The following is a 15307-nucleotide window of genomic DNA, read 5'->3' on the forward strand; positions in this document are numbered from 1 at the left end:
GCGTGACAATGACCCTGACGCTGGAGCGTGGCGACCTGATACTGAACAGCAACTATATCGCCGGGCGCTGGTGCGAAGCCGCCGATGGAGCCACGTTGACGGTATCCAACCCCGCCGACATGCAGCTTATCGCAGAGGTGCCGGACAGTAGCGCCGAGGAGGCACGGGCAGCGGCAGATGCCGCCCATGAGGCCTTCGCTGCTTGGCGTGCGACGCCGGCCAAACGGCGTGGCGAATTGCTCAAGCGCTGGCATGCCCTGGTGATGGCGCATCAGGAGGACCTGGGGCGGCTCATCTCGCTGGAGCAGGGCAAGCCCCTCGTCGAAGGCCAGGGCGAGGTGCTCTATGCGGCCAGCTATATTGAGTGGTTTGCGGAGGAGGCGCCGCGGATAGCCGGAGAGATGATCGCAGCTCCGGTCGCCGGGCGACGCATGCTGGCTGTGAAGGAGCCGGTCGGCGTAGTGGCGGTAATAACACCCTGGAATTTTCCGGCGGCGATGATTGCACGCAAGATCGCGCCGGCTCTGGCGGCGGGATGCACGGTGGTGGCCAAGCCCGCCGAGGACACGCCGCTCACTTCCTTGGCGCTGGTGCGCTTGGCCGAAGAAGCAGGCATTCCTGCCGGAGTAATCAATATCGTCTGCGCCTCGCGTGGACGTACGCCTGAAGTGGTCGACGCCTGGCTCGAGGACGCCCGGGTGCGCAAGATCAGCTTCACTGGCTCCACGCCGGTGGGCAAGCATTTGGCTCGAGCGTCGGCCGATACGCTCAAGAAGCTCTCGCTGGAACTGGGTGGCAACGCGCCCTTCATTGTCTTCAAAGATGCCGATCTCGACGCCGCCGTAGAGGGTTTGATGGCCGCCAAGTTCCGCAACGGTGGCCAGACCTGCGTTTGCCCCAATCGCGTCTACGTGCAGGATGCAGTGCTCGGTGCTTTTGCCGACAAGCTGGCTGTACGTGTCGCCGCTTTGCGGGTGGGGCCGGCCAGTGACCCGGCAAGCCAGATCGGACCGATGATCAATACCCGGGCGGTGGACAAGATTCTGGTGCATATCGACGATGCCCTGACCCAGGGGGCACGCCTTCTGGTGGGTGGCGAGCGGGTGCGAGCCGACTTGGGACCGAACTACGTGTCTCCCACGCTGCTAGCCGATGTCGCGCCCGCCGCGCGGCTGTGCCATGAAGAAACTTTCGGCCCGGTGGTACCGCTGCTGCGCTTCGAAGCGGAGGAGGAAGCCGTGGCCGCATCCAACGCCACACCGTTTGGGCTCGCCAGCTACTTCTACTCGGAGAGCGTTAGCCGTATCCATCGCGTCGCCGATGCGCTGGAGGCCGGCATCGTCGGCATCAATGAAGGTGCCGTGGCGTCCGAAGCGGCGCCTTTCGGTGGCATCAAGGAGTCGGGCTACGGTCGTGAAGGCTCGGTCCATGGCCTTGATGACTATCAGCACATCAAGTACCTCTGCCAGGGCAATCTGCGCTGAGCCGGGGCGAATAGAAAACGACTGGAGTCGCCATGAACTCATCCCACAACGCCGGCCCGGCGCCGGGCAATCCGTTCAAGCGGGCACTGACCGAGGGCAGGTCCCAAGTTGGGCTGTGGCTGTCAATGGGCGATGCCTACAGTGCTGAACTCTGCGCCACGGCGGGTTTCGATTGGCTGTTGATCGACAACGAGCACGCTCCCAACGACGTGCGCAGCACGCTCGCCCAGCTGCAGGCGGTGGCCCCCTATGGCGGCCAGCCCGTGGTGCGTGCGCTGCAGGGCGAGGCGGCGGCGATCAAGCAACTATTGGATATCGGTGCCCAGACCCTGCTGGTACCCATGATCGATACCCCGGAGCAGGCTGCCGCTGTGGTCGCCGCCACACGCTATCCCCCACACGGCATCCGTGGTGTGGGGGCGGCGGTGGCGCGAGCCTCACGCTGGAACGGGCGCCCCGATTATGTGCATCACGCCAATCAGGAAGTCTGCCTGCTGGTGCAGGCCGAAACGGCGACGGCACTCGATAACCTCGAGGCGATCTGTGCGGTGGATGGCGTCGATGGCGTCTTTATCGGCCCGGCAGACCTAGCGGCCTCAATGGGGCACCTCGGGAACCCAGGCCATCCCGAGGTGCAAGCTGCCATCGAGGCGTCGATTCACACCATCGTGTCCTGCGGCAAGGCCGCCGGGACCTTGACCGGCGATGTCGAGCAGGCTAGGCGCTTCCTCGAGCTTGGCGCGACGTTCGTGGCAGTGGGGCTGGACGTCACGCTATTGGCTCAGGCGGTTCGCCAGCGTGCTGCGGATTTCGGACTGAATTGCGGTACGGAACCGTCAGTTGGGCCGTACTGAACCATTTGGGTAGCCTGGCCGGCTCCAGACGGCCATTGATTGCGTCACACGATTAAAACAACGCATGGAGAAAACGTCATGACTCACAAGACCGCTAGATTGCCCGTTCTTCTCGGTGGCCTGCTGGCAGCAGGCATCGCTTTTGCCGATTATCCCACCAAGACCATTACCATGGTGATCCCCTACGGCGCCGGTGGCGGGACCGACGTGCTGGCGCGAACGCTGCAACCTGCATTGGAAGAAGCTCTGGGACAGACCATCGTGGTGTCCAACGTGCCGGGTGGCGGCGGCATTCTTGGTTTCACCCAGGTGGCCAATGCCAAACCTGACGGCTACACGGTAACCATCCCCAATAACGTGATCTTCGCTACAGAGGGAATGGGCAATGCTACCTACACCTATTCGGACTTCGATTACCTCGGCAATGTCATGACAGAGGACTACGTTGTGGCGGTTCGCGCCGATGGCCCCTGGGATAGCTGGGAAGCGTTGGCCGAGGAGATGCAGGCCAACCCAGGCTCGGTGAGCTTCGGCTTCTCTGGTGCTGGCGGCTCGACACATGTAGCGAGCGAGATCCTGGCCGATATGGCGGGCTACCGGGCCCGACAGATTCCCCATGACGGCTCCTCGGATGCGGTGGCCGCCGCCATGGGCGGCCACATCGATGCGCTGATGCTCAATCTGGCCGACCTTGCCTCCGGTCTGCGCTCCGGCAGGCTAACACCGCTGGTCAGCCTCGGCGCGGAGCGTTTGGCGGAGTATCCGGACGTTCCTGCCCTCAGCGAACTCGGTCACGACCTGAACTTGACCAACTGGCGGGGTATTGCGGCACCGGCTGGCGTGGACGAAGAGGTCAAGGTCGCTTGGGCCGAGGCCTTGGAAGCGGCGACCAGCGATCCCCAGGTGCAGGAGGCGATCGCCAACCAGGGGGCCGCGGTGGATTACATGCCGCCCGGCGAGAGGTTGGACGCGCGCATGGCGGAGTTGGCTGAGTCCTTCATCCGCACCGCACAGCGGCTCAAGCAGTAATGACAATGGCCCGGCCCCTTGCAAGGGGCCGGGCTCGATGACAACAAGTGGAGCCCGCCATGACGAGAGTTACCGAGAAGCAGAGCTTCTACCTCTTGCTGATTCTGGGGGCCGGGTATTTCCTTCACCTGGCGAGTACCATCCCCACGATGATGAGGGTGGTTGGCGATCCGGGGCCAGGGTTCCTGCCGTTCTGGGTCAGCGCCATCATCATGCTGCTGATGGGCTACCTGTTGGTCGTGGAAACACTGATCAAGAGAGAGTCCGGCGAGACCGTTCGGCTCGCCCGTCGTGAAGCCGTCACGCTGACGGTGACGCTGACGGCGATCGTGCTCTATCTGGTCATGCTGTCGCTCGCCGGTTTCTTCGTGAGCACCTTGGCCTTCCTGTTCGTCTTTCGCCTGATCGTCAACAGGTTCCTCAACGATGCCTGGCCGACACCGCGAACGCTGCTGGCCTCAGCGCTATTCGCGCTGGCCTCGACCAGCGCCATCTATCTGGTGTTTTCCGTACTTTTCGGATTGTCCATGCCCTGAGGGAGGGAGTTGGTCATGTTTTCCCATTTTGCCGAGGCGGCGACGCTGTTCAATAACGGCTACATCTTCCTGGCGATCGCCGCCGGTACGGTACTTGGCCTGATATTCGGCTCACTACCAGGGCTGACTGCCACCATGGGAATCGCCCTATTGCTGCCCTTGACTTTCGGCATGGAGCCCGTCACCGGCATGGGCATGCTGCTGGGCGTCTATTGCGGTGCCATCTCCGGCGGCTCGATTCCCGCCGCCCTGCTCAATATCCCCGGTACTCCATCGTCGGTAGCCACCACCTTGGATGCTTTCCCCATGGCGCGCAACGGCGAGCCGGGACGCGCACTGGGGCTGTGCATCGTTGCCTCCATGATCGGCGGCATGGTCAGCGTGCTGATCTTCGCCTTCATGTCACCACTGATCGCCGAGGCGGCATTGCGTTTCAGTGCCATCGAGTATGCAACGCTGGGTCTGTTCGGTCTCACAATCATCGCTTCGGTGTCCGACAAGTCACTGATCAAGGGGATCGTGGCAGGCCTGATCGGGGTGCTGATATCGCTGATCGGCATCGACTCGCTGACCGGTGTGGTGCGCCTGACCGCTGGTATCCCCGCTCTGATAGGTGGGGTCGATTTCATGGCGGCATTGATCGGTCTTTTTGCGCTGTCGCAGATCATTACCGATACCACTACGTCGCGTTCCGACCAGGCAAGCGAAGGGCGAGTACGTGTCAACAACGCTTATCCGCGCTTCCGCGAGACCTTCCGGCGTTGGAAGATATGGTCGAGCAGTTCGCTGATCGGTTCGCTGGTCGGGGCGATTCCCGGAGCCGGTGGCAGCATCGCCTCCTTTTTGGCCTACGATCAGGCCAAGAGGATTTCGCGCACGCCTGAGAAGTTCGGCAAGGGACACGATGAAGGCATCATCTCCTGCGAATCGGCCAACAACGGCATGACCGGTGGCGCCCTGATTCCGATGATGACACTGGGGATTCCCGGGGACGCCTCGGCGGCGATCCTGATGGGTGGGCTCTTGATCCATGGGCTGCAACCGGGCCCGATGCTGTTCGATGAACAGGCCAATATCGCCTACGGCATCATTATCGCCTTCTTGGTCGCCAACGTTTTCATGTTCAGCTTCCAGTCGGTGGGCATCAAGCTCTTCGTCAGGGTGCTGCAGATACCGCGCACTTACCTGCTGCCGTTCATCATGGTGATGTGCATCCTCGGCGCCTACGGCATTACCGGTAGCCTGACCTCGGCCTGGATACTGCTGTTCTTCGGTATCTTCGGCTATTTTCTCAACCGCCACGGCTTCAGTGCCGCCCCGGTGGTGCTGGGAATGATCCTGGGCTACATGGTCGAGTCCAACTTCCGGCGCGGCATGACCATGCACGACGGCGATTGGAGCGTCTTCTTCACCCGCCCGATCAGCCTGGCCTTCGTTTTGCTCTCTATACTGGCCATTGCGCTGCCGCTGTATCGCCACCACCGGGGCAGAAGAACGCGCAAGTATGCCAATCCATGATTGCCGCCCTCTGCTTGCCCGATGACGAGCCTGATAAAGATCTCACCAGTAGTGTTCGACGGCCGGTGGCTGTCGGACACGACGTGCCAGCGCCAGTTCGTGCAATCGTTCCTGGGGGAGGTCGCTGATTGAAACCGATTGTCTACCCTTGGGGTGAATGCATGATCCAAGGAGAGATCTCATGGCAGAAGGACAGACGGCAGGACGGGGCAAGACCGCCCAGCTCTACCGCATGGTCATGGAAGAGCACCTGTGCCCCTTCGGCCTGAAGAGCAAGAACCTGCTGGAGCGCAAGGGCTTCGAGGTGGAGGATCACCACCTGACCACACGGGAGGAGACGGAGGATTTCAAGGAGAAGCACGGCGTTGACACGACGCCCCAGGCCTTCATCGATGGCCGGCGCATAGGCGGTTACGACGAGCTGCGTGAGTATTTCGGGTTGGATTCTCCAGGCGGGGACGAGACCACCTACCAGCCGGTGATCGCCTTGTTCGCCACGGCGTTGCTGATGGGGTTCGCCGTGAGCTGGACCGCGACTGGCGCCCTGTTTAGTCCCAGGATGCCGGAGTATTTCGTGGCCATCGCCATGGCCCTGCTGGGGCTGCAGAAGCTCAAGGACGTGGAGAGCTTCAGCACGATGTTCCTCAACTACGATCTGCTGGCTCAGCGTCAGGTGCGCTATGGCTACGTCTATCCCTACACCGAAACGCTGGCGGGTATCCTGATGTTGGCCGGTGCCCTGGTCTGGCTGGCCGCGCCCGTGGCGCTGTTCATCGGTACGGTGGGCGCCGTCTCGGTATTCAAGGCGGTCTATATCGACAAGCGTGCACTCAAGTGCGCCTGCGTCGGCGGTGACAGCAAGGTGCCGCTGGGTTTCGTCTCGCTGACCGAAAACCTGATCATGATCGGCATGGGCATCTGGATGCCGTTGCGCGCATACCTCCTCTAGAATTAGTACTCCGTGAATTCGTTTCACTCAGCACAGCAGTGCCTGACACGTGCGGCCAGGGCAAAAACATGGGGATCATCGGCTCCGAGATCCTCCAGGGCAATGGCCAGGTTGAGCAAGTAGTCGCAGTTGGGGCCGCTCGGGCCGTGGGCGGTGGCAATCTGCCGGGCCATCTCCTCTAGCGGGGCATCGCCGAGGAAGGCGGCGTTATCCTCCGTGGCAAGATAAATCAGCCCTTCGGCGTGGCTGCCGTCGGGGAAATGCAAGACCGCGAGCTCTCGCAGATAGCCGTTCTTCTCGCGAATATCCAGCTGTGCCAGGGTCTCGGCGTCGATGCGGTAGGCCATGCCCTGGCAGACGGTACCGGGTGACTCGACTAACGTGACCACGCGGCCCGGGGCCTCCGGCGTGCCGCGATGATCGTGCGATCCCTGCCAGAAGCGCCGTGTCCAGCCCACGATGTGGGCGGGCCGGCGTTCGTGGTAGTCAAACTCGGCCTTCCAGATCAGAGAGCCATAGCCAAACAGCCAGATCGTCTCGTCGGGTTCGAAGAAGATTCGCTCGCGATTGAGGTGCGTAGTGTCGAGGATCATGATGGACTCGGCGTCTTGCGTACCAGGGGTTGGGTCAGGGTCTGCGCCATGATCACGCCGGCGAGCACCAGCAGGCCGCCGATGAGATGGAACGGTGCGATGTGCTCGCCGAGGAAGAGCATGGCGATCAGCGCGCTGAACAGCGGCATCAGGTTGATGAAAATGCTGGCTTGACTGGCGCCGATCTGGCGGATAGCGCGCATCCACAGGAACGTCGTTACGATCGAGGCGGGAATGCCGGCGTAGAGGATCAGCCACATGTTCTGGCCGTCGACCGGCGTCATCGGTCCCATGAGGTAAGGGGGCAGCAAGAACAGTACGGCGAACACTACCTGAGCGTAGAGCACCACCCAGGGCGGCAGGCCCAGGGGCCAGCGCTTGAGCATCACGCCATAGAGCGCGTAGCAGGTGGCGGCCACTACCATTAGCAGGTCGCCGAGTGCCACCTGCAGATCCAGTATCGCGAGCGGATCACCTCGCCCCAGCAGCACCAGCACACCGAACAGCGCGAGCAGGCCACCGACCGTACCGCCGAGGCTGGGCGCCTCGCGCAGGATCATGGCGCTGAGCAGCACCGTGAGCAACGGTACCATAGCGGCAAGAATGCCCATGTTGGTGGCCGTGGTCGTCTCGGCGGCCACGTAGGCAAGTCCCTGCCACAGCCCCATGCCAAGGAGACCCAGTACGGCCAGCTTGGGCCACTCGCGGCGCAGCGCTTCGCGGTGGCGCCAGGCGGCGGGCAGCACGAAAGGGGTAAGCACGGCCAACGCCAGTAACCAGCGCAGGAAGGCAATGCTGCTGGGAGCGATGGCTCCCACGGTGAGCTGGTTGATGGTCATGTTGCCCGACCAGATCAGCACGGCCCCGAGGGGCGGCAGAAAATAGAGCAGCGGCATGGCGACCTCAGGAGCATGAAGAAGCCCCGCTGAGATCGGGGCTTGCAAAGGCACCATGATATCGAGCCGTCACGGCACTGCAAATGATAAGGAAGCTAAGTGGGTGTCGCGAGGCGCGGTAGCGGCCGCGCGCCTTACCGATAAACGATTCGTGACTATGATGGTAGCGAACGGACAATCTTGACAAGCAGACACGATGAAAGCGCCGAGGTGACATCATGGAGGCAAGGCATTACGCATGGATGACGCTGTGTGCCGCTCTTGTGCTGACCGGCTGTGGCGACGAGCAGGCCGCAGCGCCGGACGATGAGACGGCGCTCCAGGATGCCGTTGCGTATGTGGGACGCTGGGCTGCCGAGCCCGCCTGGTGCGCGCAGGGCGGTGAAGAGCGAGCGATCACGCTTTCTCCTTCGCGCTTCGAGGGATACGAGAATACTTGCAAGATGGAGGCATCGCAGGAGTCCGAGGGCACGTGGACGGCACGGCTCGAATGTTCGGGCGAAGGGATGGAAAGCAGCGAGCGGATTCGCATGCGGCTCGAAGACCACAAGGCGATGACGCTGACCTGGCTCGACCGCGACGATGCCGAGGTGGCACTCATGCGCTGTCCTTTGAGCGAGTAGCCTAAGGCGGCAGTGCATTCCGGCAGGCCGTCAGCGCAGTTGGCTGTCCTTGCTGCCACGCCGGTTGTAGCCGCTGTAGACCGTACGCCGCTTGTCCTGCTCGCTCTGGCAGGCGATGCACAGGCGTACGCCGGGCATGGCCTCGCGGCGAGCCTGAGGAATCGGCTCTTCACACTCCTCGCAGTGCGTCAGGCTCACGCCTCGGGGCAGCTCGCTGCGCGCTCGCTGCAACGCATCCTCTATGGTGCTGTCGATCTGCTCTTGTACCGCTCCGTCTCGCGACCAGCCACCCGCCATGTTTGCCTCCTTCGGCGCTTCGCGTGCCGACTTTCTGGCCTTTCAGTTTGGAGTATCCGGTGGGACCTTGCCAACAGGCGGGGCCTGGTCAACCGGCGGAACCTTTGCAATAAGACGAGCCCCACCTCGGTGGGGCTCTGTTGGTTCAGGCGTTACCGTGAACGGATCGGTTAGGGCGCGGGTTCGGCTTCGGCTTGTGGGACGTTATCCCCTCCCGTGGGCTGGTTGGGAATGGTTTCCAGGTACCCTTGCTCGCTGGCGTGGGCCAGGAAGCGCAAATGGCGCTGATACTCATTGAGCACGTCATGCACGACCTGCATGCGCGTGTAACCGTTAAGGTCCTGGCCCAGGCCGCCTTCGGCCAGATGAACGTCGAGGCGCAGGTAGTAGTCATCGTCCGCGGGCAGGAAGCTCGGCGGCTGCATGCGCTGCGGGCGTATGCCATATACGAAGCTGGGGGCGCCCTCGAAGTCGATCTGTAGGGTCGGGCAGAGCAGTTGGGTGCCATCCACTTGCTGTTCGGTGACGGTGGCCTTCTGGCCGCGGCGGTTCAATTCCTCGGCCAGCTCGATCAGTGCCGGGCGAATGGCATGACGCAGCGTACCCTCGGCGCCGTTCTGCGTGGTGGCGTCCAGAGTTCGATCGAGACGCTCGCGCCAGTCGCTGGTGGCGGCGGCGCTGGCAAGGATGTGATGGCGAGCATCGGCCTTGCCGGTCTCGACCTTCAGCGAGCGGTACATGCTGAACATGGTCAGGAAGATGATCGCCGAGAACGGCAGGGCGGCAATCACCACGGCGCTCTGCAGGGTGCGCAGTCCGCCGGCGATCAGCAGTGCCAGGGTGATCAGGCCAATGATCGCCGACCAGAAGATCCGCAGCCGGGCGGGGGCGTCGTGGTTCACGTCGCGCAGTACATAGGTGAAATTGGATAGTACCAAGGCACCGGAATCGGCCGAGGTGACGAAGAACACGATGCTCAGCATCAGCACCAGGGAAGCGGTGAGTCCGACCAGCGGTAGTTGCTCGAGGAAGGTGTAGATGGTGGCCGGGGGCCGGTTCACGGCCTGCTCCCCGAGTACCACCAGGCCCTGTTCGACCATGTCGATGCCGCTGTTGCCGAACACGGACATCATGATCATCACGAAGATGAGCGGGATGAACAGGGCGCCGGCGACGAATTCCCGGATGGTGCGACCGCGTGAGATGCGCGCCAGGAACAGGCCGACGAACGGTGCCCAGGCGATCCACCAGCCCCAGAAGAACACCGTCCAGCCGCTGAACCAGCCTTGTGCTTCGGGCGAATAGGCATAGGTGTCGAAGCTCTTGCCGGTCAGCGCCACCAGGTAGTCACCGGTGTTCATGACCAGCATGTTGAGCAGCCGGAGCGTGTCGCCCTGGAGCAGCACGAACAGCACCAGGCCCGCGACCAGCAGCAGGTTGAGTTCCGACAGCCGGCGGATACCCCGCTTCACGCCGCTCACCACCGACAGGGTGGCCAGGGTCACCACCAGCAAGATCAGCATGATCTGCGCGGGCAGCCCCTCGGGTATGCCGAACAGGTAGGTCAGCCCGTAGTTCATCTGCATCACGCCGATCCCCAGTGCCGTGGCGATGCCGAACACGGTAGCCAGCACGGCGGTGATGTCCACGGCATCGCCAATGGGGCCGTAGATGCGCTTGCCCAGCAGCGGATAGAGCGTCGAGCGAATCGCCAGGGGCAGCCGATGACGATAGCTGAAATAGGCCAGGGCCATGCCCATCAGCACGTAGAGCCCCCAGCCCGTAATGCCCCAGTGCATGAAGGTCTGCACGATGGCTTGCCGCTGCGCCTCGGCGGTACCGCCTTCGCCGAGGGGCGGATTCAGGTAGTGGGTCAGCGGTTCGGAGACCACGAAGAACAGGATGGCGCCGCCCAGGCCGGCGGCGAACAGCATCGCCGACCAGGATAGCAGCGAGAACTCCGGCCGCGAGTGGTCGGGGCCCAGGCGGATCTTGCCGAATCGCGAGAAGCCGATCATGACCACGAAGACCAGATAGGCGACGACCGCCAGCATGTAGTACCAACCGAACGTGTTGCCGATCCAGTCCAGCCCGGCATTGAAGAATGCCGTGGCGTGGTCGGTGAAGGCGATGGCATAGATCAGGAAGAGCGCTATGCCGGCTACCGAGCCGTGGAACACGGTGGGGTTGAGCCGATTAGTCGACTCGCTGTCGGGGTGTGGGTGTGTCATGGGGAAAGCCTCTCATATTGTTATTGCCATTGGCTTGTCGGGGTTTCGATCGTTGTCGTCAGCGACGAGGCCAGCTCGTTGCAAGCGGGCCATGACGTCGGGCTTGGTCCAGACCAGGTACAGCCTTCCGCCCCGGGCCTGACAGCGACGCGCCTGGCCCTGGAGCAGATGGAGGCCGCTCAGGTCGATGAAGTTGATGCCCGCCGCGAGTACTACCAGGTTCGGCCGGTCGTGAGACTCGAGTTGCCGGGCAACCGATTCGCAGGCGCCGAAGAACAGTGATCCGTCGATCCGGACGACGGTGCAGCATGGCTCCTCCAGGGCCTGCTGCATCTCCGGAGGGGTTTGGGAAAGCGCGCATACGACCACCGGCGGGCGAGTGGTCCTGCGCAGGTAGACGGCCAGCGAGGCCAGTACGCCGAAGTAAATGGCAAACTCCAGCGCCAGCAACAGGGTGCTGAAAAAGGTGATCAGCAGGATCGCCGTTTCCGAGCGGCTGATTGCCAGGGTCTCGCGAATGCCGTGCCGATCGACCAGATTGGCGGCAACCAGCAGCAGCAGGCCGGCCATGGCCGACATCGGCACATGGTGCAGCAGGGGAGCGGCGACCAGCACCATCGGTATCAGGAACACCGCCGACAGTACCGCCGCCAGCGGTGAGCGGGCCCCGGCACTGGCGTTGAGTCCCGAGCGGGTGAACGAGCCCGACGAGACGTAGGCGGAGAAGAAGGCTCCGCCGATGTTGGAGAGCCCCTGGCCGATGAATTCCTGGTTACTGTCCAGTCTTTCGCCCGAGCGAGCGGCGAAGGCCCGCGCGATCGCGGCGGCTTCGACCAGGCCGAGGAGCCCCAGGGCGATGGCGCCGGGCGTCAGCAGGCGCAGGGTGTCGAAGGAGAACTCCGGTGCCGAGAGCGGTGGCAGGCCGGCAGGCACCTCGGCGATACGCAGGATCTCGTTATGCGTAGGATCGAGCCAGGCGGCCAGCAGCGAGGCTGCCACGAGCGCCAGCAACATGCCCGGCCAGCGTGGCAGCCAGCGCTGAAATGCCAGGCAGAGGGTGAGCGTGACGCCGGCGATCAGCACGGCATCGGGACGGATGTCGCCGACCCGGGCGAACAGTTGGGGCCAGGTATCGAGAAAGCCGCTGCTCGCCATGGGGGCCAGCCCCAGCGCATAGGGGAGTTGGCTGGTGGCGATGATCAGCGCCGCGCCGGCGGTGAAGCCTGTCACCACCGAATGCGAGACGAGATCGACCAGCACCCCCAGCCTTGCCAGGCCCAGCAGCAGCTGGAAGGCACCGGCAAGAAAGGTCAGGGTCAACACCAGGACGATGAACTCGCCGCTTCCCGCCTCGGCGAAGGGCTGCAAGGTGGCGAATAGCGCGATCGACAGAGCCGCCGTCGGCCCGCTGACCATGTGCCGCGAGGAGCCGAACAGGGCCGCCAACACCGCCGGGACGACGGCGGTATACAGGCCGTATTCTGGGGGCAGCCCAGCCAGCAAGGCATAGGCCACCCCCTGGGGCACGACCAGTACCGCACCGGTCAATCCGGCGATGGCATCGGCACGCAGCGAACGCGATGTCTGCCGCGGCAGCCAGCCGAGAAACGGCAACCAGCGCTTGAACCTGGCCGGTTGCCGGCGAAGGTCGGTCGCGGTTTCCATCACGACTATTCGACGGAGGCCGCCGGGAAGCGCGCACGCCGCTCGAGATCGTCCAGATCGATGGTGTTGCGCATGTACTGGGTACTGGCGTCGAACGTCGGCTGGTGGTCCCAGGGCGTGACCCTACCCTTCATGAGTGCACGGGAGACGAGCTTGCGCCGCCGCTGGCTGGCGATCACCTCAGCGTGCAGCCGTGCATAGTCCCAGCGGCGGGCGACCTCGTCGCGGAACTGCTTGCACAGGTCCAGGCAGGCAGGGTCTTGCGCCAGGTTGTGGAGCTCCAGCGGGTCGGCCTCGAGATCGAACAACTGGTCCGGATCCGGCGCGCTGTGAACGAACTTGTAGCGCCCGCGGCGGATCATCAGCAGTGGCGCGACGGCACCTTCGCCGAGGTATTCGCCGATCACTTCGTCATGGCCGCCGTTGCCGGTCAGGTGTGGCAGCAGGCTGCGACCGTCGACGGGGACGGCGTAGTCCGGCGCGATACCGCCATGGGCGAGCTCGGCAAAGGTCGGCAGCAAGTCCATGGTCGATACCGACTCGCGCACCCGGCCCGGGGGGAAGCGGCCAGGCGCGTGGACGACCATCGGCACCCGGGCCGAATCCTCGAACCAGCTCATCTTGTACCAGAGGCCGCGCTCGCCAAGCATGTCGCCGTGGTCGCCGGAGAAGACGACGATGGTGTCCTCGTCGAGCCCGGTCTCCTGGAGGACCTTCAGTACGGCGCCGATCTGGTCGTCGACATAACTGATCGCCCCATAGTAGGCGTGGCGTGCGTTGCGGATCTGCGCGTCGCTGAGGGTGTCTTCGTCGAGCTGGTAGACGTGGCGCAGGCGCCTGGAGTGCGGGTCCATCAGCTCGCGGGAGTAAGGCACTCGCGGCATGTCGATGGCGTCGTGGTCGTAGCGGTCCCAGTACTCCTGCGGAATGGTGTAGGGGTCGTGGGGGTGAGTCAGCGACACGGTCAGGCAGAAGGGGCGTCGCTCGCCATTCCTTGCGTAGTCGTAGAGGAAACGCTTGGCGCGGAAAGTGACCTCATCGTCGAAATCGAGCTGGTTCGAGCGTACGCAGGGGCCGGCCTGGGTGACCGAGGACATGTTGTGGTAATAGCTTGGCCGCTCGTCGAAGTTTTCCCAATCGACGAACCAGCCGAAGTCCGCCGGGTAGATGTCGGTGGTCAGGCGTTCCTCGAAGCCGTGGAGCTGGTCAGGGCCGCAGAAGTGCATCTTGCCCGACAGGGCGGTGAGGTAGCCGGCATCACGCAGGTAATGCGCGTAGGTGGGGATATCGGCGGCAAAGTCGGCGGCATTGTCATAGGCACCGATGCGCGACGGCAGCTGGCCGGCCATCAGGGCGAAGCGCGAGGGGGCACACAGCGGGCTGTTGCAGTACGCCGAGTCGAACACGACGCCTTCCTCCGCCAGGCGTGACAGGTTCGGTGCCTTGACCAGTGGATGGCCGTAAAAGGGCAGGGCCGATGCCGTCATCTGGTCGGCCATCAGGAACAGGATATTGGGCTGCTTGCAGGTCATGGGTCCTCCTGTCGTTGTAAAAATCGGGTTGAACAGAGGCTCGAGCCGAACCTTGACTGGCTGTGACGACAGTCTCCCTGCTAATCTAAAGGCCTGTAAACTCGTTGAATTTTAATGGGAGGCATTAGCTGAACTAATGTCGCAGATAGCTAGATCGGTGTCGCCCAGCGGACTTCGGGTGTTCGAGGCGGCGGCGCGACATCTGAGTTTCACTGCTGCAGCGCGCGAACTGCGTTCTACCCAATCGGCAGTCAGCCAGCAGGTGCGCGCACTGGAAGAGCAACTGGGCTTGCCCTTGTTCGAACGCATCTACCGTGGCGTGAGGCTGACCGAAGCGGGGCACGCGCTATTCGTCAGCGTGCAGGAGGGGTTCGCGACCATCGATCGCACCATCGAGCGACTCCAGCACAAGCATCGCCATCCCCACGTGAACATCCTCACCGACTTTTCGTTTGCCGCGTATTGGCTGATGCCGCGGCTGCCGCGATTCCGCGAGCAGCATCCGCATATCGACGTGCGCATCGTGACCAACCAGGGCGTGCTCGACTGGCGAGCCCAGGAAGTCGACGTGGCGATCGTGTTCTGTGACGAGCGCACCCTTGCCGGAGGCGTTCCCCTGCTCATTCGAGAAGAGGTCTTTCCGGTCTGCAGCCCGAGCTTCCTGCAACGCCATGGACCGATCGAAAACCTGGAGGCGCTCAGCCAGGCACCGCTACTGGCCCTGACCGCCGAGCAAGGGCAGAGCTGGCTGGACTGGCCGAGCTATTTCGAGCAACTGGCGGGAACCAGCTATCTGGAATCGCCAGAGCTGACGTTCAACAACTACACGCTGCTGATCCAGGCGGCGATCGCCGGACAGGGCATCGCCATGGGCTGGCATGGCCTGGTCGACGACCTGCTCGCGAACGGCATGCTGGTAGGGTTGAAAGCGCTTCGCTTACGCTCGCCACGGGGCTATGGGCTGATCGATGCACGATCGGACCCACCCGGTAAGGCAAAGCGAGCCTTGCAGGAGTGGGTACTGGAATGCGCAGCGCAGGAGCATGGGGTGTGAGCGAAGGACGAGAGAATAGCGCGGGAGAAGAGATGCCGGGCTGCAC

Annotated in this window: 14 protein-coding genes; 8 read left to right on the forward strand and 6 right to left on the reverse strand. The window is 63.4% G+C overall.

The window, feature by feature from the left end:
• The first annotated feature begins 8 nt into the window (after positions 1-8).
• The 6 genes from HOP51_RS15045 (at position 9) to HOP51_RS15070 (ending at position 6370) form a co-directional block, all read left to right on the forward strand.
• On the forward strand, positions 9-1484 hold the full coding sequence (locus tag HOP51_RS15045; RefSeq protein ID WP_267957761.1) for an NAD-dependent succinate-semialdehyde dehydrogenase: 1476 nt from the start codon (positions 9-11) through the stop codon (positions 1482-1484).
• 32 nt (positions 1485-1516) lie between these two features.
• Positions 1517-2338, forward strand: a complete 822-nt coding sequence (hpaI, locus tag HOP51_RS15050) for a 4-hydroxy-2-oxoheptanedioate aldolase (RefSeq protein ID WP_234274724.1) — start codon at positions 1517-1519, stop codon at positions 2336-2338.
• A gap of 78 nt (positions 2339-2416) precedes the next feature.
• Positions 2417-3367: a tripartite tricarboxylate transporter substrate binding protein gene (locus HOP51_RS15055; RefSeq protein WP_234274725.1), complete on the forward strand. Its 951-nt coding sequence runs from the start codon at positions 2417-2419 to the stop codon at positions 3365-3367.
• A gap of 59 nt (positions 3368-3426) precedes the next feature.
• On the forward strand, positions 3427-3903 hold the full coding sequence (locus tag HOP51_RS15060; RefSeq protein WP_234274726.1) for a tripartite tricarboxylate transporter TctB family protein: 477 nt from the start codon (positions 3427-3429) through the stop codon (positions 3901-3903).
• Positions 3904-3918: 15 nt separating this feature from the next.
• Complete coding sequence (locus tag HOP51_RS15065; protein ID WP_234274727.1) at positions 3919-5421, forward strand: tripartite tricarboxylate transporter permease; 1503 nt, start codon at positions 3919-3921, stop codon at positions 5419-5421.
• A 181-nt stretch (positions 5422-5602) separates the two neighbouring features.
• The gene (locus tag HOP51_RS15070) at positions 5603-6370 is read left to right on the forward strand and encodes a glutaredoxin (protein WP_234274728.1); all 768 of its coding nucleotides are present in this window, start codon (positions 5603-5605) and stop codon (positions 6368-6370) included.
• 23 nt (positions 6371-6393) lie between these two features.
• Here the strand turns inward: HOP51_RS15070 and HOP51_RS15075 are convergent, their stop codons facing one another.
• Together HOP51_RS15075 and HOP51_RS15080 are read right to left on the reverse strand one after the other, a co-directional pair.
• Entirely contained in the window at positions 6394-6963 is a 570-nt protein-coding gene (locus HOP51_RS15075) for a gamma-glutamylcyclotransferase (protein ID WP_234274729.1), read from the reverse strand.
• Complete coding sequence (locus HOP51_RS15080) at positions 6960-7859, reverse strand: DMT family transporter (RefSeq protein WP_234274730.1); 900 nt, start codon at positions 7857-7859, stop codon at positions 6960-6962. The genes HOP51_RS15075 and HOP51_RS15080 overlap by 4 nt, the downstream gene beginning before the upstream one ends.
• Positions 7860-8077: 218 nt before the next feature.
• Between HOP51_RS15080 and HOP51_RS15085 the strand changes: the two genes are divergently transcribed.
• Positions 8078-8482, forward strand: a complete 405-nt coding sequence (locus HOP51_RS15085; RefSeq protein ID WP_234274731.1) for a hypothetical protein — start codon at positions 8078-8080, stop codon at positions 8480-8482.
• Between the two features lie 30 nt (positions 8483-8512).
• On the opposite strand, the gene HOP51_RS15090 is transcribed toward HOP51_RS15085, so the two are convergent.
• From HOP51_RS15090 to betC, 4 genes are all read right to left on the reverse strand, one after another.
• Positions 8513-8779: a DksA/TraR family C4-type zinc finger protein gene (locus HOP51_RS15090; protein WP_234274732.1), complete on the reverse strand. Its 267-nt coding sequence runs from the start codon at positions 8777-8779 to the stop codon at positions 8513-8515.
• Between the two features lie 170 nt (positions 8780-8949).
• On the reverse strand, positions 8950-11010 hold the full coding sequence (gene betT / locus HOP51_RS15095) for a choline BCCT transporter BetT (protein ID WP_234274733.1): 2061 nt from the start codon (positions 11008-11010) through the stop codon (positions 8950-8952).
• Between the two features lie 12 nt (positions 11011-11022).
• Entirely contained in the window at positions 11023-12675 is a 1653-nt protein-coding gene (locus HOP51_RS15100) for a SulP family inorganic anion transporter (RefSeq protein ID WP_234274734.1), read from the reverse strand.
• Positions 12676-12680: 5 nt separating this feature from the next.
• A complete protein-coding gene (betC, locus tag HOP51_RS15105) occupies positions 12681-14207 on the reverse strand; it encodes a choline-sulfatase (RefSeq protein WP_234274735.1) in 1527 nt (508 codons plus the stop codon).
• A 136-nt stretch (positions 14208-14343) separates the two neighbouring features.
• Between betC and HOP51_RS15110 the strand changes: the two genes are divergently transcribed.
• Positions 14344-15261 carry a choline sulfate utilization transcriptional regulator gene (locus HOP51_RS15110; RefSeq protein ID WP_234274736.1) on the forward strand — a complete coding sequence of 306 codons (918 nt, stop codon included), beginning with the start codon at positions 14344-14346 and terminating at the stop codon, positions 15259-15261.
• Positions 15262-15307: the final 46 nt, after the last annotated feature.

This window comes from Billgrantia zhangzhouensis, from assembly GCF_021404465.1.
Classification (GTDB): Bacteria; Pseudomonadota; Gammaproteobacteria; order Pseudomonadales; family Halomonadaceae; genus Halomonas; species Halomonas zhangzhouensis.

What these genes read in the sequence shown, in the direction of transcription:
- HOP51_RS15055 (WP_234274725.1), top strand. Translation starts at nt 2,417, where the DNA reads ATGACTCACAAGACCGCTAGATTGCCCGTTCTTCTCGGTGGCCTGCTG.
- hpaI (WP_234274724.1), top strand. Translation starts at nt 1,517, where the DNA reads ATGAACTCATCCCACAACGCCGGCCCGGCGCCGGGCAATCCGTTCAAG.
- HOP51_RS15065 (WP_234274727.1), top strand. Translation starts at nt 3,919, where the DNA reads ATGTTTTCCCATTTTGCCGAGGCGGCGACGCTGTTCAATAACGGCTAC.
- HOP51_RS15110 (WP_234274736.1), top strand. Translation starts at nt 14,344, where the DNA reads ATGTCGCAGATAGCTAGATCGGTGTCGCCCAGCGGACTTCGGGTGTTC.
- HOP51_RS15090 (WP_234274732.1), bottom strand. Translation starts at nt 8,779, where the DNA reads ATGGCGGGTGGCTGGTCGCGAGACGGAGCGGTACAAGAGCAGATCGAC.
- HOP51_RS15070 (WP_234274728.1), top strand. Translation starts at nt 5,603, where the DNA reads ATGGCAGAAGGACAGACGGCAGGACGGGGCAAGACCGCCCAGCTCTAC.
- betC (WP_234274735.1), bottom strand. Translation starts at nt 14,207, where the DNA reads ATGACCTGCAAGCAGCCCAATATCCTGTTCCTGATGGCCGACCAGATG.
- HOP51_RS15085 (WP_234274731.1), top strand. Translation starts at nt 8,078, where the DNA reads ATGGAGGCAAGGCATTACGCATGGATGACGCTGTGTGCCGCTCTTGTG.
- HOP51_RS15080 (WP_234274730.1), bottom strand. Translation starts at nt 7,859, where the DNA reads ATGCCGCTGCTCTATTTTCTGCCGCCCCTCGGGGCCGTGCTGATCTGG.
- HOP51_RS15045 (WP_267957761.1), top strand. Translation starts at nt 9, where the DNA reads ATGACCCTGACGCTGGAGCGTGGCGACCTGATACTGAACAGCAACTAT.
- HOP51_RS15060 (WP_234274726.1), top strand. Translation starts at nt 3,427, where the DNA reads ATGACGAGAGTTACCGAGAAGCAGAGCTTCTACCTCTTGCTGATTCTG.
- HOP51_RS15075 (WP_234274729.1), bottom strand. Translation starts at nt 6,963, where the DNA reads ATGATCCTCGACACTACGCACCTCAATCGCGAGCGAATCTTCTTCGAA.
- HOP51_RS15100 (WP_234274734.1), bottom strand. Translation starts at nt 12,675, where the DNA reads ATGGAAACCGCGACCGACCTTCGCCGGCAACCGGCCAGGTTCAAGCGC.
- betT (WP_234274733.1), bottom strand. Translation starts at nt 11,010, where the DNA reads ATGACACACCCACACCCCGACAGCGAGTCGACTAATCGGCTCAACCCC.